Source organism: Heliomarina sp., from assembly GCF_052826185.1.
The window spans coordinates 423,872-442,826 of sequence record NZ_JBRBUI010000054.1 but is presented as its reverse complement, the minus strand read 5'-3'; the positions used below and the strand labels follow the sequence as shown (position 1 = coordinate 442,826).

Genomic DNA, 18,955 nt, shown 5'->3' with positions numbered 1-18,955 from the left:
AAAGGGGAAGTATGTTTTTGCATTTGGCCATCTTGCCCCGGAATATGGAGCAAGACCTGCCTTGGCGCGCGGACACAAGCTGGACAAGGTAAGCCTCGTCAGTTTGGTGAGAGTGTTCTGATGAGCGCTGCAAGAGTTTCGCGTGCTGCTATAGCGCGCAAGACTGGATCGCGGATTTCGAGGTTGTGTCTGAACCGCGTGCAGTGTTCCGGCCGGGTCATGTGCCTCTCCAGAAAACGGAGCGCCTGGCAGACTTCTTCACTGCGCGCGTCTTCATTCGCGCACCGGAATACGGCATCGCTAAGTGTTGATACGGCATCGCGGATGAGCCGCTGATGGGAAGTGCCATCAGCCCAATGCCCAAAATAAGCTACCTTGTCTATATCGTCAGGAGAGAACATTATAAGAACATATTCGAGATTCGGTGACGGAGCAACAAAATCCCTCACCCAAGATCGGGCGAGGGATGAGCTTTAGATTGTGGGCGTGTTCGCCGACCGTTCCGCGATGGCGCGGCTGATATTCTCGATGCTGGCGATCGCGTTGCAGCGATCCACGCTTCCGGCTTCGCTTGCGACCATCTCTTCGTGAGCCTTGCGGAACAACGTGCGAAGTTCTGGGATGCTGCGTCCGTCCAGGGCTGCGGCTGTAAATATCTTTGACATGGTAATCTCCTTGTCTGTCTTAGTTGACCCCGACCACCGGGACCTTTCGCCGTTCCCCCACATCATCATCGGCAGGAAGAAGGTCCCGTGGACGGCAGGTCGAGCGGAGGCAGACAAGCGGGACGCCATACAGAAAAGAGATCAGCGCAGACCATCGGCGCAGGTAGCCCAGATGCGAAGTGACTGTTTCAGATCATGAAAGGTTGTCGGAAGATGGCTTGGAGAGCCAATTTCGCGCGTGCAGCATAGATAAAATGCAAGATAAATTTAACGAAATGCTAAGGACGGACTGCCAAGCTTAAAGAATATTTAGATGATTTTTTTAGGGCTTTTGATGACGAGAAAATATCCGGGCAAGCCATCACCGTATCTGACGGTGGATTACTCCCGATTGGGCACAATATCGTTGGACGAGTTCCGGCAAGCGATCCTAACCGATCTCCATGTTCTGGAGGACGTGCACAACGTCCAGTTCATCACCGCACCGCTGCTAAGGGTCCAAGTCACCGATGAGTTTGGTGATCCGCACTCTGTGCGCAATCTCGGTGACGGCAAGCCCATCTACCGTATGCATACACGTCATTTTCGGCCGTCCTGTTGGGACTACGAGCCGTAGGCGATGCAGAAAGGAGGGCATTATGGAGCCGCCATGCTATCTGCGTATAGATCAAGTAAGAACACTTTTGGCCGAGATGGGCATCGAACTATCCGAGCGCCAGATCAAGCGGGCTGCCGACCCTGATCCCAATGGCAAGCGGAAACTGCCATTCTTTGTCGATCCGATAGACGGGCGACTTAAGATCGAAAAAGGGACGCTTGTGCGAATTTATCGTGAGGCGCAAATAGATGCTGAAAATAATTCCAAGATTTGATAGCGTGGAGAACTTTTCAAGAACAACAATTGTAATGAGTAATGTCAGATATAAGAAAAAGGACAGGTAAAAAGGGCACGACGTACCAAGTCAGATACCCAAATAGCGCAGCTAAGACAGGCTACGCTTACAAGACGTTCCGAACGATGAAGGAAGCGCGGGCGTTTAGTGAAACGTTGGGAATGCGCCCTAACGCACCGGTCGATACATCCATCAGGACAGTCCCGCAGGCAATCGAACGATGGCTAGAGATTTGCTTCAAGGAAGGTCGCGATGGCCGCGATCCGGTAACGCCATACACTCACAAAATCTATTCCTACCGAGCCGATATCATGAAGGCTTATGATTGGGAGAAAGACTTGCACGAACTGCAGACGCCAGATGTCGTCAAGTTTCGGTCCTGGCTTTTGCGAGATTATACACGAGATCAAGCCAAGAAAGTGATGTCGTCCTTCCATTCCGTCGTGAAGGAAATGGCGTTGCGGGGCCACATAGCAAGCAATGTTGCCAGCGGCGTCAGCGTCCGGTCCGACTCTCGTTACGACAAGCCGATTGAGCTCCCGAGCGCTAACGATATTGCTGCGTTGCTAGCTGCTGCTGACCGTCTTGCAAACTCGTCTAACCGGCAGACTGCGAGAACATGGGAACGCTATCGACCCATCCTTTATCTTGCAGCAGACAGTGGGATGCGCCCGCAGGAATATGTCGCGCTTGCGCGCCGCAACATCACAGATGGCGGTGTATTGGTAGACCGCGCCTTGGAACGCGGCGAAGCGCGAATCTCAGTGACAAAGACGCCCGCCGGTAGGCGGTTCATCGATCTGACGCCGGATGTCTTCGATATGGTTCGGCACTACGCTGATCACATCGCAGTCGATGGAAAGTATGATCTTGCCTTCCCGACTAAGTCAGGAAGATGGCTGACGCCCGATCATTGGCGCAAGCGCGGGTTCTATACAGCTTGCATTGAAGCTGGGCTCGTCGTGGAAGAGACAGTCGATGGGAGGAAAGTGCAAAAGCCGAAGTTCAAACCGTACGATCTGCGGCATTTCTTTGCATCGATGTTGATAGAACAAAACTTGAACTTAAAGCGGATTCAGTATCTAATGGGACATGAAGACGTAACAACGACGTTGAACGTCTATGGCCACCTGATCGATCAGAAAGATCGAAGGGATAAGAGCAAGTTCAATCTTTTAGGAACTCTTTCCCAAAATCCATGTGGCAATTCTGTGGCAGATGGCCGCTAACCCGCTCTCAACAACGTTTTCTCCGCAGCTTCCGGAGCCAAAGGCCGCAGGTTCGAATCCTGCAGGGCGCGCCATAACAAAATCAATGACTTAGCGGATTATTCTGGAAAGAAATTGACCAAAAATCCCGCTTTTGCCACAAATTGCTGATCCGCTGTAACCCGCATAAATCCGCCACTGTACTTCTCACACTAAAGTTCCTTGTGGCGAATTTGTGGCAAATCCTGTGGCATAGTTATCGTGGCTCGGGCGGACAGTATAGCGCCGCAATATCTCGGATGGCATCTTCTACCGATTGACCGTGCTCATAAGTATCCATACTTCGCCGCTCGTATTCGATGACATCGAACAGCGTCTTCCAGCCCGTTGGCAGCCGTCCCTGGATCGGATTGTATATCGAGCTATAGAAGAGCGCCGTGGTGCAATCTCTGCGAAACAGTTCGCCGGCCGCCTCAGCTTCTTCGATCAGTCTTGCCGCCTCGTCTGTGATAATCTCGCCCTGCTGATCTTCGGTCATGCCGTAGAAGTCGCGATAGTCCGTCTCTGCCAGTGCCGGAGCGCCAAGCGCGGCCGCAAATGTCACCATCAAGGCAGCTTTCGGTGCGTTCCTGTTTAGCATGGCTTGATTTCCCGTTTCTCTAGCGTGACTGTCCGTTGAGGAGCTTGAATTTGTTCCCGTTGGCCACATCCGGCACGGCGGCTCTGTGCGCTGGTCTCAATACTTTGCCCTGTCTATGGGCGGCGATCAATCTGTGCGGAACCGTATCCATTTTCCACGACGGGCGGATTGGTCGTCTGTGGCCATGGCACCTTCCGTAGAGGCCTTCCTCAATCTCTGACGCATACTTGGCCGGGGGCGCCTCCTGGTCAACGGCCTGCCCGCACCACCCAGCCTACGCTGCGCTTCGGCGTGGCCGTGTTGGCCGTACACGCGCCTGAAGACGGCGCGATGACCATGCGGCTGAAACCCCCGTCCTTTTCGTGACGCGTCTTGAGGAAACGCCAAACGGAAGGAAACAGCCATGACCCGCAAAGACGAAAACACCCGCCCCAACAATCGTGGAGACATCTACACCCGCATCACAGATCAGATCATCACCGCCCTGGAGCAGGGCATCAAAACCTGGACGCAGCCCTGGAACGCCGCTCACGCCGCTGGACCCGTCTCGCGACCGCTCCGCCACAACGGACAGCCCTATAGCGGTATCAACGTCCTGAGCCTCTGGGCCTCCTCGATGGAACGCCACTTCGCCGCTCCGATCTGGATGACCTTCAAGCAAGCCCACGAACTTGGCGGCCATGTCCGCAAAGGCGAGAAAGGGTCGCCTGTCGTCTACGCCAACACGCTGACGCGCACCGAGCGCGACGAAGCTACAGGTGAGGAGGTCGATCAGACCATCCCCTTCATGAAGGGCTATACGGTCTTCAACATCGAACAGATCGAGGGTTTGCCAGCGCACTACTACGCACCCGCGCAGTCGCAGTTCAATCCCGATCAGCGGGTCGCCGCCGCCGATGCCTTCTTCGCCGATACCGGTGCCGATATCCGCCACGGCGGTAACAGCGCATATTACAGCCCGCAGCAAGACTTCATTCAGATGCCGGTCTTCGAGAGCTTCTGCGATGCCGAGAGTTACTACGCCACCCTTGCGCATGAATGCACGCACTGGACGCGGCACAAGAGGCGCCTCGATCGGGATTTTGGGCGCGAAAAGTTCGGCGACGCCGGATATGCCCGTGAAGAGCTTGTGGCTGAGCTGGGCGCTGCCTTCCTCTGTGCCGATCTAGGCCTCACACTCGAAGATCGCGAGGATCACGCCGCCTATATCGGCAGTTGGCTGAAAGTCCTACGTGATGACACGCGCGCTATCTTCGCCGCCGCCGCACACGCGCAGCGCGCAGTCGACTTCCTGCAAGGCTTGCAGCCGATGATTGATGAAAACGATGCGAGTGAGGTCGCCGCTTAGGTGGCCTCTGTCCTATCTTGTTGCCAGATAGAGCTGGGTGATCTCAGACGGATTAAGAATGCGATCATAAACTCTGACGTCATCGATCCCACCTTCAAGTCGCCTGATTCCCGATACGTCACGTGCACAAATGTGTAACGTGCCATCGGCAGGTGGCGTGACGGTCCCAGACGGTGAAAATGGTACACCCAGAGATGTTTGCAAAACACCATTTATATAGATATTGGGTTCCGTCCCTACTGGAGAATTGTAGTTATAGGTTACAGCAACGTGCGTCCATGCGCCTAGATCGAGCGGATAGCTGGTTGCGTTCCACGCTCCAATGCCGCCATTCCAAGCGCTTGCAATAAACCCAATATACTGCTGCTGAAATGGAAATCTCAGCGTCGCCAAGTCAACGATCTCAATTATCCCATGGTGGTTGTCAACAAAATCGGGGCGTACCCATGCGGCAAATGTAAATGCACGCAAGTCGCGGTAATCGTTAGTGCTCGGTGCGGAAATGTAGCCAAGCGTATCCCCGCACAACTGGCCGCCGCGGTTCCGCGTTTCAATTAATTGGACACTCCCAACCTCGGACGCCGTATTACCATTCGCAGTATCTGCGAAGGGTGAGAGCGCTTCATCTAGGGTCCAGTGAGCGATGAGCCCGTCAGTTGGGGGCACCTGTTTTCCGATACCAACCCAATCCTGTGAGTTACAGAATTGTAGTACATTGAAAACGTCATTGAACATCAAGTCACCCGCGTTGCCCGCAGGGTTGACACAGCCGCCACCGCCTGTCCCACCGACTGGTCCCATTGCGACCCAGTCCTTGCCATTACAAAACTGCATTACCAGCTGATCGGTATTGTAAATGATGGAGCCTATGCGATCGGTCGGGTTTTCACAGAAAGCCGCATCATAAATGGCTTGAATTTCAGGTTGGGATAGAGCGCGGTTATATACGGCAACTTCGTCTATGGAGCCATTCCAGTAGTATCTGTCAGAGCGTGCATCAGCACCAATCGACGTGTCTCTATTGACGTTTGTGCCGCCCCCATCCCAAAGCGAGGTAAAGGCTCCCGCACTACAATTCTGACCTCCAATATTAACGCCATCTTTGTATATCGTCAGGCTAATTCCGTCCCACGTTCCTACTATGTACTGCCAAACACCTGGTTCCACACTCCCGGGGGGACTAAAGGCATCGCAGATCATACTTCCATCGGATACGCCTAAGTTCCACCTCGTCGGATCAAGATTGTAACGCCTAAGCAGGTAAACCGTATTGTTGGCGGAGCTCTGAACAGCTCCTCTGGAAAAAACTACGCCCGATGTCTCTGGTTTTACCCAGGCTGCTATTGTGAAAGCGTTACTTCCAGACATATCTAAATCAATTGGGCGCCCAAGATCGACTTCATTGGAAGACTGGGGAGCGAAGTATTGCGCGCCACCGAAAACCCCGCCAGTTGGCTTTACCGTGAGGCTACCGCGCCATGTGCCATCATTCGCGCTGGCGTAATCTATCACGGAAGTGCCGCTGGTTTCATCTAGTCTCCACCATCCAACCAGACCGTTCATCGGCATATCGTTGTAAGGGTGACCAGGTTCGTTAGTAAAATAGGTCAGTTCGCCGTTTTCGACAAAGCCACCGCCTGTGCCTTTGTTGATGTGCCAGGTTTCGACATCACCGCTGAGGAAGATATCGGGCGCGTAACCTGTTGGCAGGGAACCGTCTGGCCCCAGATACATCGGCACGCCTGTCGGGCTGCGAAATTTCGCACGCTGATCGGCGCTGGAAAAATCGATGTAATTGCCGAAATCAATCCAGAGATCAGCGATTTGTCCATCCAGTGGCAACGACCCTGTGGTATTCGCGCCGACAGAATTGCTTGCAATTGTAAAATCTATCGCACCATTTGTTGGAGCCGTGAAGGTTTGCATGCTGTCGGCACCATCGACATAACACGTCGCAACCCCAGTCCCCACATCCACACTTATTAGGTGGTGATACCAAACACCAACCTCATGGGGATCAGGTCCACAGCCAATATTTACCAGATGCGAATTAGATGAGTCTTGCAATAGCATCTGCATTGTTTCTGTGCCGCCACCACCATAATATATGCGTATGCGGCTAGGGTTAGAGCTTAAAATTGTATATGTAGTAGACGTAGGATAAGAATTAAAACGAGTCCAGAAGCTCGCAGATATTTGCGTTCCGTCTGTAACTCCTATGTATTCCGATCCATATGTCAGATAATCCGTGCCATCGAAAGCTGCTGCTGTCGGGCTGAAAGAACCCGTGCCAGCCATCACCCAGTCCACACCGTCGCAATATTCGACAGAAGCGCTGTTGCCATTGAAACGAATGTCACCAGCATTCAGGCGAGAGAGGCGCTTGACCTCGCTGGAGTTTAGCACCCTGTTGTAGATGCGAACATCGTCTAAAGCACCGTGAAAGCTTCTGCCTGTGCTCGGTCCTGACCCAGCACCTATAAATAGCGTCTCTGGTGCATCTGAAAGCTTATTGCCAATGGCTTGCTGTGAACTGGAAGCAATCTCTTCGCCATCAACATATATGCGAACACTCCCAGAATCCGCGTTTCCGTCCCAGGTCACTAAGACATGATACCAGTCATTGTTGGTAATAACATTGTCTGGAGTTGATATAGATAAAATTCCTCCATCAAAACCCTTTCTGAATGTGACTCCGTTGGAATTACTTATGCCCCAGCTCCATTCTCCGCTGCTTACATTGAAGCTGCCCTTTTGTAATATTCTTCGATAGTTATCAGTAGATGAGGTTTCCTGATTAACCCACGCTGAAAGCGTCATCCCGTCGCCTTGTGAATCAATATCATCCAGCGTAGTGGGCGAACCTATTCCTCCGATTTCGTCATCGTCACCGTCAAAATAGACAGCTTTTCCTAGGACGCCCGCGCTGCCATAAGATATTCCCCCACTTGCGGTTCCATTGTGGCCGAAACCGGATGAGTCAGCCAAGGTACCGCTGGTTTCATCAAGCTTCCAATGTCCAACGAGTCCAGCAATTAGCGTGCCGTCGCACTGCGCTCTTGCACCGCTTGAAAAGCCGACGATGAGAAATAATGTTACTATTAACCGAATGAACATCATTTTATTATAGATTACATAGCCTTAGGAAAATACTAAGAATTAACATTTTCCTCAAAAAGGCATTTCGTCTTCGTCAAGCACGGTCGGATCGCACATGAGCCCCGCCTCGAAAAAGCAAGGCTGAGCGAGGCGCTGTGATAGCGCCTCGTTTTCTTGCCGGTCATGTTCTTCCCAATTCGCGATGGCATGGGCTAATACCATGGCCGCAAACTCTTCCCGGTCATCATACGATGCCCGCTCGGCAAGCCGTTCGAGCTTGGGGCCGTATGTCTTCCCGAGATCAATGGTGTAGAAATACCCGGTCATGTAGTTTCCTTTCTGCGCTGGCGGCGGCCGCGTTTGGTGTTGCGGGGCTCAAGAGAGACATCTAGGCCATGAGCCTTTGCGAGTTCTTTGATCTTGGCGATGGCCGCGCGTGTGCGTTCAGCCTCGCGGGCTTCAAGGATGGCGCTCGCTTGCTTGATCAGATCGGTCAGTTGCTGATCTGTGGCCTGATCGAGCGGCTGAGGGGCAAAGGTTTCGGCTTTGGTTGGCGTGAGTGTCTGGTTTTCCATTGCATTTCCTTTCATTAATCTATGCCCAGCCCAACTGTTTGCGGATCAGGTCGCGGGCGATGTTGATGGCTTTGGCGCGTGAAGGATTTCCCCCAAGATCGAGATGCGCCTTGCGCATGGCCTTGCGGTAGGCGCGGGAGAGCTGCGCTTTGGTGAATCCTTCGACCGGCAGACCGAGCAGTTTGCAGGCAGGCTCCCAGCCATTGACGCGCGCGATCGTGGCATCTTCCCTGGCTTCTTCGCGGCCGCGACGCTGCCATTCGGGTTCAGCTTCGAATGCCGACAGACCGCGCGCCGTTCGGGCTTTCAGCGCCGCGATGACTGCGCTGAATCTGTCGCTGATCAGGTTGATCATGCGAGCTGGGATTGACGGCAGCACTTCCAGCAGGACGATTTCTGCTGATATCAGCACCAGCATGAACGTGAAGCAGATCAGCCGCGTGACCAGCACGAAGGCGATGGCGGCAAGTCCGCCCATGACGCCAAGTGCGACTGCGCCACCGAAATACGTCAGATACACATCACCCGCCGTCATGACAGAACTCCGATCATCTTGTGGATCGCAACGCCAAGCAGGCCGAGATACAGGAAAGCTGCCGCCGGATGCGGCGCCAGCAGACAGACCAGCAGGTGATAGAGATCACCCCACAATCCCTTCAGGCCTGCGCCGAGGGTGACAGGCGACTTGCGCGACTGGTACGGGTTGCGGTTAAACCGGCCCCGTAGTTCAGGGCGCTCCCAGTAAGACGTTTTCTTTAGCGGCTGGGCTTCGAGATTGCGGATGAACACGAGCTGACGTGTTTCATCAAAATGCAGAATCTCGTCCACCGTCAGCAGGGCGCGGCGCGTCTCAGACGAGCTGGCCTGGCCCTGCGCATTGGTCGAGCGGCTATGGGTTGTCTGCTCGCCCAAAAGCTTGCTGACATACTCCGCCGTCTCCAAGTCGCTGACGCCAATGAACTGCCGCAGCCCGCAATTTGCGATGAAGGTCTGCCACTGCTCGCCATAGAGCGCTTTGACCTGGCCGATATTCTGGAAGATTGGCCACAGCACGGCCTTGTACTTGCGCAATGTGGCAAGCCAGTTCGGAAACCGCGTGATTTTGCCAAGCGCTGCAGCCTCATCGATCAGGAACAGCACTTTCTTCCGGGCAAGCGGGGCGCGCTGCATCTCCCAGATCGCGCAGCCGAGTGCGAGACGCGGGATGGCCGCGTGGCTCTCGTTGTACTCAAGCGGCAGGACAACAGATATGACGCCGCCCTTAAGCGGTTTGCCGGACTTGTTGCGTCCTTTCAGGATCGAGAAATCCACATCGCTGCGCTTGAGGCTTTCGCGTACGACCTTATCGCCGAGCCAGACCAGGTCCTGCTGGACTGTGGACATCACCGCCGAGAACTCTGCCGGTGCCTGTTCTTCGCGGCGCTCCATCGACGAAGCGGTCTTTGAGACGAAGCCGTCGCCAGCGGAATTGGCGACCATCGCTTTGATCAGCGTCTCCCACTCCTCAGCATCACCGTTGACCACAGCATAAACCGTGCCGAGGTGACGCTCGCTTTTTGGCATGGTGCTGATGACGTGCATCAGCACCGCCTGCAGGAAGCTGGTTGCCGCGTTCTTAAAATAAAGCGAACTGCCATCTTCCTTGCCCGAGCGCGGGATCAGCAATTCTGCAATCAGCAGCGCTTCGGAGGCGAATGTCTCGCTATCGGCATCGAGGATGTCGAGCGGATTGAAGCCGTGGCGCGGTAGCGCCCAAGGCTTGTCTTCGAACATCCCGAACGGGTTGATGACACAGACTTCATAGCCCGCTTTGCGCCAGGATTTGATCGCCACAGCCGTGTTTTCACCGCCAGGGTCGATGGCAAAGGCAAAGCCAGGGAGCATCAGGTTCGGCAGGATTGTACACGTACCCTTGCCGCTGCCCGAAGGGCCAAAAGAGATGGCATGGGTGTCTTCGTAGTAGACTGGAAGAAGGCCCGTCCAGTCGCCGACCAGAATGCCTTTGCGCTTGAACAGTCTCGCGCGCATGGCAGTCCAGGGCTTGAGCCAGCCTGCGCTGCCATAGGTCTTGGGGTCTTGCTTGAAGCGCCAGCCTAGAAGGCCGAGGCCAAGGACGCCAGCGGCGGCGTATGCGATGATGCTACCAGACATTTTTTACCTTTCGTCGATTGACGCGGGTTCATGTGCTGGTTTCCTAATAAGGACATCATCGCGCCCATTGCGCGGACACAAGTTGGACACGGAGCATGGGCGATACGCCGTCGATCTATTCGGACTATCAGTATGAGCGGCTGCGGCTGCGCCTCCTCGCGTTTCAGCGCAAGCACAGCAAGAAACCACAAGGTCTAGCCAATGACATCGTAAACCGAACCGGCTATGCGATGACCTATGATGGCGGGCGCAAGCGCGTGGAACGCTTTCTGAACAACGCCAATCGCGTCACCGATGATTTCGTTGCGGCGGTCGAAGCCTTCCTGGGTGACTTTCAGCTCATAGACTATGAGAGCGCGGCACTTGCCTTGTCGAAGTTAACAAGGGGGCCGCAGGGTGCGCCCAGTGAAGAGGACATCGCGCGGTTTGCGGGGATTTACCACGGTGAAATGACAGGGCTTATCACAGCCGAACATGAAACCAGTGGAGCAGGAAACGCGGAGGGCAAAAGGATATGGGTGACGACTACCCTGCCTGATCCGGCCTATCCGGTGTTTCGGATGGCGCCGATGCATAATCATGCAGGGCTATATGTCTGGGCAGCTAACTCAATGGCGAAGCCAGAACAGGGAGCAAGGCCAGAAGATTTGCAGAACGTACCCTCACGCGGGATTGCATCGCGGTTCGGAGCAGATGGGCTGCTGATCGTGATCCGCGAGCCGCAATGCTCGTTCTACTACAATGTTCGCATTGCCAGCGATGCGCCGTTCACACTGTATGGCAATGGTCAGCATTTTTCTGACGACGAAGGCGGCAGCGAACCCACACGTCCGATGCCGCCGTTCGACCCGCATTGTGAAATCCGCATGGTGCGGATCAAAGAGCCTGAAGAGGAATAGGGCGCGTCCTTGTCAGGAGCGGGCTCTAGGCAGCATAGCTGCCCCAAGCCGTTAGTCTTGGCCGGTAGGTGACGATCCCTCGCGCGGGTGTGGCTGAGCGCTTTGTGGATAAATGCCCTGATTTTGTTGCAGAAATGTTGTCCGCATGTGAGACAGGGATAGAGGTAAAAGTTACCACGCGGGCGAGAGGAAAGCACATGGCACACGAAGGTATCGAGGTCTTTCGGGACCTCACCATTGGTTCGGAACAAATCCCGCTTGATGCAATCCGCGCGTCTCTTCTCGGTGTCGAGACTGAAGAGTGGGTTCACAATGAAGAGCAGGAAGCCAACCTCAAACAGTATGCTGTTGGTGCGCGCCAGGACGATATCCTCGTTTTTGAATATGCCGGCGATAGCCTTCCAAAGGCGTCACTGACGCTTTGGCAGCGCGGCAACTTCTACACCGTTACCAACATCGTGCCCGCCGAAGTTGGCGAGCTGGGGGTTAAGCTCTACAACGATCTTCTTGTTTGTTTTGTGGCTGAGGTCGTCGATGCGGCCGCCGTTCGAGATCAGCTCGCGCTTACGTTTACCGACGATGTTCGCGGCCTGGATACATGGACGAGTGCCGAAGCTGCCGATGCCCTGCGCCGATTTTCCGCGTTGGCCAACAAGAGCACAACGAACTCGCATCCAAACGACCGTCAACGGTGGGAGGAGTTTGTGATCGAAGCGCATCGCGACGGCGACAACCTGCCCGTTGATATCCTCATGCAATGGCTCGTCGAAGTCGATGCCTGGGACGAGAATTCGGCCAACAAGCTCGCCATAGAATTCGAGCAGGGAATTTCCCTCCTTGGAGCATATGATGCGATCTTGAGAGGGTAAGCACGTTGGTCTACGACTCTCTCGAAGCGATCGCACAGGCAAATGTGCCCGTCTTTCTGCCAGATACTTGCATTCTTATGGACTTCTTGCGTTCACCACGGCGGGATACCGTCGACGGGGCTGCGATGCTTGCCGCCCAAGCAATTCGAAATGCCGTGCATGATAGTGGCGCCGTTGGATGTGTTATTGTCGAGCAGGTGCGCAATGAACTTCAGGAAAATCTTCCGACAGTCCGCGAAGAAACCAATACCGCACTCAGAAAGCTAAGAGACGAGATCGCTCGGATAGACAAATGGTCCGAAGCGCTCGGACACGCCAGCGAAACCCAAATCGGTCACTTTTTGACCCGCGTTCCGGTCGCAGAGGCCGTAATGTTGGACATTGTGGGCGCGTCTTTAACAAATCCGATCACTCCCAATATTCTATCGCGCGCGACTGCCCGCGTGATGGAACCACGAACCCCTGCAAGGAAAGGGAAGGACTCTACCAAAGACTGTGTCGTGGTCGAAAGCTATCTGGAGGTAGCCGGAGAGCTGCGAGCGCTTGGGCATGGCGGTGACATCATATTCGCCTCGTCAAACGTCAACGAGTTCCTTTCGGGAAGTCCGAGAGTGCTTAACGCAGATATCGCAGCCGAGTTTGACGCACTTGGCATTCAATACAGTCGCGCTCTTCACGAGACGCGGTATCTGCTGGGGTTGTAAGGAACCTAGCCCTGGTCGCGTAGAACCATCTATTCCTCAAGCAGCCGTACCGTCACCTTGTCTTCAAGCAGTGCGATAAGTTCCGGATCACCGCGCTCATACTCATCCGGGATGTGCAGCGTGATGATGCGGTTATCTGGCGGGCGCTGTTTGAACTTCTTCCTGATGCGTTCGCGGTGGTGATTTTCCATCGCAAATATCATATCGGCGGATGCGACCAATTCCTTGGTGAGCGGCCGCGGTGCTTCTGCAGACGTACCTGCTGAGATTGCTTCAATGCCTGGGTAGTCCCGAAAGACATCTTCTGCAGTCGGGCTCCTCAGCTTGTTAGCAGTGCAGACAAACAGGATGCGCATGGCGGCAGTCTAGCAGGCGATTGCGGCTAGCATAGAGCCAAATTTTACCTTGCTGAAACCGGCAAGGGAGAGGCCATGTTCCGTTCTCAGCTGTGCCGTGGCAATGCCTGCAACGCATATCGTCATGGCGGGCTCGGCATCACCGGTGCCGATTAATCGCTGATCTGTTTCGCATGGCTTCGTCACGTCTCCGAAGATCGGTTGCCGCTCGCATCGCCAGTCCGAGCGAGAAGCTGGCGGATAGCGCGGGGCTCATGGCCGCAACTTGCTTTGTCGGCTCCCCCGTCCACTGACGTTTCCGGTCCCCCCAACAAAGCGTTGCAGCCGCCCCGACGCATCCGCCGGTCGCATCCGCATCGGCTGGCTATGGAGCTGGCCCAATTCAACAAGGAGACTTGAAATGACGAATGAAACCGAAACTAACGATCAGTCCAAGAGCACAGGCTCACGCCCGAAATTCCGCGCATGGCTCGTGCAGGACACGCCCGAAGGTGAAGCACACTGGACCGAACTCTCAGGCCTCTGGCCGACCAAATCCGGCAAGGGCTTCAAGGGCAACCTGACCACGCCGTTGGCCGCAACAGAAGGCCGCCTTGTGATCCTTCCCGCATCCTTCAAACCCGGCAAGGAGGGCTGACCATGATGAAGCTCATTCTCGACAGCCAGTTTCAGAAGCTGATCGAGCAGGGTCGCGCAACGAGCGCGGCCCAACTCGAAGGAACCGATGAACCTGACCATATGCCGGTCGTCAAACTCTTCACCCCCGATGCAAACTGCACGTGGCTGATATCCGAGCTTGATCCCGACGATCCCGACCTTGCCTTCGGGCTTTGTGATCTCGGATTTGGATGCCCGGAACTTGGCAGCGTGCGTATAAGCGAGATCGAAAGCGTACGCGGGGCCTTCGGCCTTCCCGTCGAACGCGACCGGCACTTCGCAGCAGATCGCAGCCTGTCAGCCTATGCCGATCTTGCCCGCGCAAACGGGAGGATCGTCGCATGACATACGAAGTGCAAACATACACGATCTGCGATGGCTGGGTGAACACCTGGCGCATCGAGCACCTTGATGGAACGGTCGAATACGAAACCTTCGCAACCGATGCGGAAGCCCAGGCGGCTCTGGATGAGTTCCTAGATGATCTCTGGGACGAAATCACCGCCGATCAAACGCACCCTGAAGCAGACGATACCGACCGATACCGCGTTGCGAAGGTAGGTGCGCCATGAGCAGCACCTACCAAACATTCCGCATCGAATGGCAGGGTATCGGCATCGAAGTCCGTTGGGCGGCGCGGTGGACAAGTTCCACCGCGTACCCCATCGCGCATCTGGAACTGGTTTCTGACGGGCGGGCAAAGCTACCTGTCGCTGAGACAGGCTACCGCTCGCATTTCACCAATCGCGAGATTGTGGAAGATCACGGCGGTCCCGTGGCGTTTGCCATCGCCTGGCTCGATCACGAAGCGCAGAGTGATGCGTGGAAGCGCTATATCGATGCGAGCAAACAGCTCACACTCTTCTAGTTGCACAAATATTGCCGAAGCCCTCTGCCAAGACCGGCGGAGGGCTTTCGCACGTTCCGGCTTGCCTGATCGGCAAGGATCGGCGCGTGGTCCGTGCTGGTGCACGTCTGTCCACACCGATCCGATTCAGCCCGTGGTACAGGCGATCAATTGGCGGCGGAAAGCGCGTGTCCAACTCTTGTCCGCTCGTCAATTTCAGCGTAAAAATGAATGTATATCAACGGGATCGCTTGCTCAGCGCTGGTTTGCGGGCAGGTGTTAAGAAATCACTAATCTTGTTCCGTTATCATTAGCTGAATAGGTCGTTTTCAGAGCGATACAAGATGTGCGCGGTGCCACCGCGCCATCTTGGGAAGGGGGCTAAAGAGCCGCCCCCGTTCCATCCCCCGCTCGTGTGGTGAGACCGAAAGAGAGACGAATCGTCCCCCTTGTTCACACCACAGCAGCATTTCGTTGCTGCACCACGACCGAAGAGCCTTCGTGCCCTTTGGAAACCTGAGCAGGAGACTTCGCTCTCCTACAACCATCGACCGGACCTTGGGAGATATGCTTCTCCCATCCGGACTGAACCCATGCACCAGGGAAATTCGCACCCTGGACGGCGACCAAAAGGGAGACTTCGGCTCTCCTCTTGGAACTCCATCGACCAACATTTCGGTGTTGGATCACGAGCAGGAAACGGTCCTGCACCCGGTGGCCTACGAGAGGTGAAACGGGAATACGCTATGGCTGGCAGCGGCAGCAACAAAAGAGAGCGCCAGATCATTCTCAAGGCGCGCTTTAACGAGCAGGAAGCCTCGCTCGTTAAGCAGCAAGCCGATGCTGCCGGTCTGTCTGTGTCTGCGGTGATCCGTTTCGCCCTTCTCGACCAAGCGCCCATTCGCGCATCACGCACACCGCCCCTTGATCGCGAACTTGCCGCACGTCTGCTGGCCGCTCTCGGGCCGATCGCCTGCTCCATGCGGCAGGCAGCCGATGCTGGCGATCTCGATCATCTTTCCGAGACGGTCATCGCCGCGCAGCGCGATCTCGCAGAACTCCGCACCGTTGTCATGTCTGCCTTAGGGAGGAAACCATGATCCTCAAAGGCAGCTGCCGGACGAACGGTTCCGATCTCGCGACCCATCTCATGAATGGCTACGACAACGAGCGTGCCGAGCTCTGCGAAGTGCGCGGCACTATCGCCGATGATCTGCACGGCGCCTTTGCTGAGATTGAGCTGATCGCATCGGGGACGCGCGCGCAAAAGCCACTCTTCTCCCTGTCCATCAACCCCCATGAGGCGCTGACGCGCGAGCAGTATTTCGAGGCGATTGACGCCATCGAATCCAGACTGGGGTTTGCAGGACAGCCGCGTGCCGTTGTGTTCCACGAGAAGGAAGGCCGCGAGCATTGCCATGTCGTCTGGTCGCGCATCGATGCGGAGTCGATGAAGGCGATCCCGGACTCGTTCTACAAGGCGCGGCTCTGCGACATGGCGGTCGTTCTTGCCGAAAAATTCGGGCAGGAACTGCCGGAAGGGCTCAAGCAGTGGCGGGATAAAAACCGCGCGCTTGGTGACAAGCTTGAGCCTAGCCTTGCTGAAATGGCCAACGCCAAGAAGACCGGCATCAGCCCCGAGCAGCGGCGTGAAAACATCACGGCCGCTTACATGCAGGCCGATAGTGCAGCCTCATTCGTTAACGCGCTCGAAGAGAAGGGCTATGTGCTCGCCAAGGGTGATAGCCGCGCTTATGTTATCGTCGATCAGTTCGGCGATGTGCACAGCCTGACGCGCTACGTCAAAGGCGTGCGCGCTAAGGAAATAAAGGCTCGGCTCGCCGATCTCGACATGGCGTCACTGCCAAATGTTGCGCAGGCGCAGGAGCAAGCCAAAGCCCGGCTTGCAGCACAGGAAGACCGGCTGCGTGAACAACAGGACGTGCAGCATGATCGTCGGCATGATGATGAGCGTTTTAAGCGCAGCATCGATCAGAAACGCACCGCCATGGAAGCGCGGCAGCGCGAGCGAAGGCTGGAATTTGTGCAGGCCGAACAGCAGGTGCTGACGCGCCATCAAGATGAAAGGCTCGCGCTCGATGCTGCACAAAAATCCGAGAGCGGGGGGCTCTTGTTCCGCTTGCGCGCGCGGGTGGCCGATCTGATTTCAGAGCGTCCGGCGCTGCGTTCTGTGCTCGGCCACATCACCGAAAAAGTCGGGCTTGATCCGCGTGACCGGCATCGTCTGGAACAGCAGGCCCTTGCGCGTCGTCATGAGCGCGAACGTGTTGCTCTGGCAGGTCGCAAGCGGTCGATCGAGAAGATCGAAAAGCGCGAGCGCGCTTCGCTTGAGCGTGATCTCAAGCAGGAAATGCTGCAGCGGATGATGCGGCAGGAGCAGCTGCGTGCTGCAGCAAAAGCGAGAGGATTGGATGCCGCTGAAGCAGCAGACCTCTTGCGCACCGACCTGCGTCTTCTTGAAGAACGCGCCTTCCAGGATGAATTCAATCACGAGGCGGCCGGTGATCATCACTACGACGATGATGATCGTGGCGGTGATGATGATGACGACGGTCAAAAGAAGAAGCGGAACTGGAAGCAGCGCGCGAAAGATAAAGGCCTGAAGCAAGGGCGCGAGCGTGGCGGGTATGGGTACCGGCGCGGGGATTGAGTTCGTGGGGCACCGCAAAGCGGTCACCAACGTCGAAAACCGTTCAGAGCAATTCCGCCTGTCCGGTGAGCCTTACGCGAATTTCTCGTTCATGATGTTGTGGATGCAGTTTTGTTGCACGGTCCAGTGACCATCATCACCCGGCATCGCGACATTTCCTTCGGCGTTGTACCGCACGAGCATGAGCATGAACTCGCCCTCAACATCCTTGGTCAGGGTCTGTGCTCGCGCCCAGATGCGCACGTCGCATCTTGCCACTGTCGCGTACCGGATTGATCTGATTTCGTAGTCCAGCAATTCGACATACTCGGCCATGAGCCTCAGTTCGCCCGCCATCTTGTTGGCGGGCTTGTTCACTAGGTTGACGGCGACCTTTCCCATCTTGCCATAGTTTTTGGCTTTCCAGCCCGACAGAAATTCCGTTGCCGCCATCTCCGGTCCATCAGGTGCCAGAGGCTCTTCGAACGGTCCTGCCTTCTCGTATGGTTCGAACGCGTCGATAATCTGTTTGTCAGTTCGGGTCTTCGCAAGGCTTCGGAGGTCATCGGAGAGCGTCCGGCTCTGCTTTTCTTCGTACTCCCGCCGCCGTTCGTCTTCAGATGACTTGTCGATCGCCCAATCCACGAGTGCGATCATCAGCAGCCAGGCTTTCGCACAGACTTTTTTATTGGCGTAACCGAGCGATCGGCCGTGAAGAATGCCGTGCCGCAAAGGTACTTCAATCTCATCATCGCGGGACTTGCGAACGCCCTTGGTGATCAGCTTGATCAGTGCAGGCAGGGACGTGTCGTGCCCTGTGATCGAGTCAAAGCAACTGAGATCGGCATCTTTTTCGAACGGGCTGACGGGCGCGACATCGGATGCAAACCCATCGCAGGCGATCAGGATCAACGGAACCGCCGCCATGTAGCGCTCTTCGAGATACAGCTTCAGGGCTTCTTCCAATTGGTCGTCCCGAAGCTCCGCCTCGTGGAAACGCCGCGCGCGCAGGATTGCGAAGAGTTTGATGTGGTCCTCGGTGAACCACTCGACCAGAACGTCTTCAGCTTCATCGGGCTTTCCGTTGCCATGAAGCTTCAAGGCTTCTTTCATGACATCAACGGACATAGCACCGCCAACGGCGATCCACCCGCGCTCGCCGAATGCGGCGTTGAAACGGTCAGGCAGATCGAGAATGTCCGCCTGCTTCATCATATCGTCTACTTTGTCTTTGAACCCTGCGAGTTTATCGCTTTTGAACCCAAGCCTCCCGAGAAGATCTGATGCACTACCGAGTGCCTGTAACCCTGGCAGCAGCTTCTTCATCTCTTCAGTGCTTGGATTGTCGGAGATTTTCTTTTTTGACTCGTCGTCGTTCATGGCTGTTTGTCTGC

The 18,955-nt window shown here is 55.6% G+C and carries 22 protein-coding genes; 13 read left to right on the top strand and 9 right to left on the bottom strand.

The window, feature by feature from the left end:
* Window positions 1-473: 473 nt before the first annotated feature.
* The gene (locus ACU0FH_RS20300) at window positions 474-665 is read right to left on the bottom strand and encodes a hypothetical protein (RefSeq protein WP_446196541.1); all 192 of its coding nucleotides are present in this window, start codon (window positions 663-665) and stop codon (window positions 474-476) included.
* A gap of 313 nt (window positions 666-978) precedes the next feature.
* On the opposite strand from ACU0FH_RS20300, the gene ACU0FH_RS20295 reads away from it, so the two are divergent.
* The 3 genes from ACU0FH_RS20295 (at window position 979) to ACU0FH_RS20285 (ending at window position 2,787) form a co-directional block, all read left to right on the top strand.
* Entirely contained in the window at window positions 979-1,281 is a 303-nt protein-coding gene (locus ACU0FH_RS20295; protein ID WP_065331838.1) for a hypothetical protein, read from the top strand.
* 22 nt (window positions 1,282-1,303) lie between these two features.
* Complete coding sequence (locus tag ACU0FH_RS20290) at window positions 1,304-1,537, top strand: hypothetical protein (RefSeq protein WP_258290164.1); 234 nt, start codon at window positions 1,304-1,306, stop codon at window positions 1,535-1,537.
* 146 nt (window positions 1,538-1,683) lie between these two features.
* Window positions 1,684-2,787, top strand: coding sequence for a tyrosine-type recombinase/integrase (locus tag ACU0FH_RS20285; RefSeq protein ID WP_446196540.1), 1,104 nt, complete (start codon window positions 1,684-1,686; stop codon window positions 2,785-2,787).
* Between the two features lie 235 nt (window positions 2,788-3,022).
* Here the strand turns inward: ACU0FH_RS20285 and ACU0FH_RS20280 are convergent, their stop codons facing one another.
* Window positions 3,023-3,406 (bottom strand): hypothetical protein, encoded by a 384-nt coding sequence (locus ACU0FH_RS20280; protein ID WP_446196539.1) that lies wholly within the window; start codon window positions 3,404-3,406, stop codon window positions 3,023-3,025.
* A gap of 403 nt (window positions 3,407-3,809) precedes the next feature.
* Here ACU0FH_RS20280 and ACU0FH_RS20275 point away from each other — a divergent pair, with 403 nt between their 5' ends.
* Window positions 3,810-4,754 carry an ArdC family protein gene (locus tag ACU0FH_RS20275; protein WP_446196538.1) on the top strand — a complete coding sequence of 315 codons (945 nt, stop codon included), beginning with the start codon at window positions 3,810-3,812 and terminating at the stop codon, window positions 4,752-4,754.
* A 12-nt stretch (window positions 4,755-4,766) separates the two neighbouring features.
* Here the strand turns inward: ACU0FH_RS20275 and ACU0FH_RS20270 are convergent, their stop codons facing one another.
* From ACU0FH_RS20270 to ACU0FH_RS20250, 5 genes are read right to left on the bottom strand one after another with little or no spacing between them, the layout of a single operon-like run.
* Entirely contained in the window at window positions 4,767-7,874 is a 3,108-nt protein-coding gene (locus tag ACU0FH_RS20270) for a LamG domain-containing protein (protein ID WP_446196537.1), read from the bottom strand.
* A 51-nt stretch (window positions 7,875-7,925) separates the two neighbouring features.
* The gene (locus ACU0FH_RS20265; protein ID WP_446196536.1) at window positions 7,926-8,180 is read right to left on the bottom strand and encodes a hypothetical protein; all 255 of its coding nucleotides are present in this window, start codon (window positions 8,178-8,180) and stop codon (window positions 7,926-7,928) included.
* Window positions 8,177-8,428 carry a hypothetical protein gene (locus ACU0FH_RS20260; protein ID WP_446196535.1) on the bottom strand — a complete coding sequence of 84 codons (252 nt, stop codon included), beginning with the start codon at window positions 8,426-8,428 and terminating at the stop codon, window positions 8,177-8,179. Before ACU0FH_RS20260 ends, ACU0FH_RS20265 begins: the two co-directional genes overlap by 4 nt.
* Window positions 8,429-8,447: 19 nt before the next feature.
* Window positions 8,448-8,963 (bottom strand): hypothetical protein, encoded by a 516-nt coding sequence (locus tag ACU0FH_RS20255; RefSeq protein ID WP_446196534.1) that lies wholly within the window; start codon window positions 8,961-8,963, stop codon window positions 8,448-8,450.
* Window positions 8,960-10,579 (bottom strand): type IV secretory system conjugative DNA transfer family protein, encoded by a 1,620-nt coding sequence (locus ACU0FH_RS20250; protein WP_446196533.1) that lies wholly within the window; start codon window positions 10,577-10,579, stop codon window positions 8,960-8,962. Before ACU0FH_RS20250 ends, ACU0FH_RS20255 begins: the two co-directional genes overlap by 4 nt.
* 95 nt (window positions 10,580-10,674) lie before the next feature.
* Between ACU0FH_RS20250 and ACU0FH_RS20245 the strand changes: the two genes are divergently transcribed.
* The 3 genes from ACU0FH_RS20245 to ACU0FH_RS20235 all read left to right on the top strand — a co-directional run bounded on the left by ACU0FH_RS20245 (window position 10,675) and on the right by ACU0FH_RS20235 (window position 13,051).
* On the top strand, window positions 10,675-11,478 hold the full coding sequence (locus ACU0FH_RS20245) for a hypothetical protein (protein WP_446196532.1): 804 nt from the start codon (window positions 10,675-10,677) through the stop codon (window positions 11,476-11,478).
* 197 nt (window positions 11,479-11,675) lie between these two features.
* Entirely contained in the window at window positions 11,676-12,347 is a 672-nt protein-coding gene (locus tag ACU0FH_RS20240) for a hypothetical protein (protein WP_446196531.1), read from the top strand.
* A 5-nt stretch (window positions 12,348-12,352) separates the two neighbouring features.
* Entirely contained in the window at window positions 12,353-13,051 is a 699-nt protein-coding gene (locus ACU0FH_RS20235) for a PIN domain-containing protein (RefSeq protein ID WP_446196530.1), read from the top strand.
* A 29-nt stretch (window positions 13,052-13,080) separates the two neighbouring features.
* On the opposite strand, the gene ACU0FH_RS20230 is transcribed toward ACU0FH_RS20235, so the two are convergent.
* Window positions 13,081-13,407, bottom strand: coding sequence for a low molecular weight protein tyrosine phosphatase family protein (locus ACU0FH_RS20230; RefSeq protein ID WP_446196529.1), 327 nt, complete (start codon window positions 13,405-13,407; stop codon window positions 13,081-13,083).
* A 400-nt stretch (window positions 13,408-13,807) separates the two neighbouring features.
* On the opposite strand from ACU0FH_RS20230, the gene ACU0FH_RS20225 reads away from it, so the two are divergent.
* The 6 genes from ACU0FH_RS20225 (at window position 13,808) to ACU0FH_RS20200 (ending at window position 17,582) form a co-directional block, all read left to right on the top strand.
* Window positions 13,808-14,044 (top strand): hypothetical protein, encoded by a 237-nt coding sequence (locus ACU0FH_RS20225; RefSeq protein WP_065331850.1) that lies wholly within the window; start codon window positions 13,808-13,810, stop codon window positions 14,042-14,044.
* Window positions 14,045-14,046: 2 nt separating this feature from the next.
* Entirely contained in the window at window positions 14,047-14,409 is a 363-nt protein-coding gene (locus tag ACU0FH_RS20220; protein ID WP_446196528.1) for a DUF2958 domain-containing protein, read from the top strand.
* Window positions 14,406-14,636 (top strand): hypothetical protein, encoded by a 231-nt coding sequence (locus ACU0FH_RS20215; protein ID WP_446196527.1) that lies wholly within the window; start codon window positions 14,406-14,408, stop codon window positions 14,634-14,636. The genes ACU0FH_RS20220 and ACU0FH_RS20215 overlap by 4 nt, the downstream gene beginning before the upstream one ends.
* The gene (locus ACU0FH_RS20210; protein ID WP_446196526.1) at window positions 14,633-14,932 is read left to right on the top strand and encodes a hypothetical protein; all 300 of its coding nucleotides are present in this window, start codon (window positions 14,633-14,635) and stop codon (window positions 14,930-14,932) included. The genes ACU0FH_RS20215 and ACU0FH_RS20210 overlap by 4 nt, the downstream gene beginning before the upstream one ends.
* Window positions 14,933-15,657: 725 nt before the next feature.
* Window positions 15,658-16,011, top strand: a complete 354-nt coding sequence (locus ACU0FH_RS20205; RefSeq protein WP_446196525.1) for a plasmid mobilization protein — start codon at window positions 15,658-15,660, stop codon at window positions 16,009-16,011.
* The gene (locus ACU0FH_RS20200) at window positions 16,008-17,582 is read left to right on the top strand and encodes a relaxase/mobilization nuclease domain-containing protein (RefSeq protein WP_446196524.1); all 1,575 of its coding nucleotides are present in this window, start codon (window positions 16,008-16,010) and stop codon (window positions 17,580-17,582) included. The genes ACU0FH_RS20205 and ACU0FH_RS20200 overlap by 4 nt, the downstream gene beginning before the upstream one ends.
* A 72-nt stretch (window positions 17,583-17,654) precedes the next feature.
* Here ACU0FH_RS20200 and ACU0FH_RS20195 read toward each other — a convergent pair whose 3' ends face one another.
* Entirely contained in the window at window positions 17,655-18,941 is a 1,287-nt protein-coding gene (locus ACU0FH_RS20195) for a hypothetical protein (RefSeq protein ID WP_446196523.1), read from the bottom strand.
* Between the last annotated feature and the right edge of the window lie 14 nt (window positions 18,942-18,955).